Raw genomic sequence first — 240 nt, 5'->3', positions numbered from 1 at the left:
CGCCCAGCACCCCGGTGCTGCGCCGCGCCCTGCGCTACACCGGCACCGTGCTGGAGACCGGCCTGCCGCGCACCGACCAGCTCCACGCCCCCGACCGCGCCAAACGCGCCCAAGCCGTCCGCGAGCAGCTCGGCCTGCCGGCGGGCAAGACCGTGGTGCTGTACGCGCCGACCTGGCGCGAGGACCAGCTCGGGTTCGACAACATCCTGCGCCTGAACCTGCAACTGGACCTGGCCGCCG

At 74.6% G+C, this 240-nt stretch carries 1 protein-coding gene; it reads left to right on the top strand.

Annotated elements, in window-relative coordinates:
• Positions 1 to 240: CDP-glycerol glycerophosphotransferase family protein (locus IF29_RS43055; protein ID WP_037598812.1), on the top strand; the 240-nt coding region annotated here is incomplete at both ends.

The sequence above is a fragment of the Streptacidiphilus jeojiense genome, from assembly GCF_000719095.1.
In the GTDB taxonomy this organism is placed as follows: Bacteria; Actinomycetota; Actinomycetes; order Streptomycetales; family Streptomycetaceae; genus Streptacidiphilus; species Streptacidiphilus jeojiensis.
Note: the sequence above shows the minus strand (reverse complement) of the source record. Positions and strands in the feature narration are given on the sequence as shown.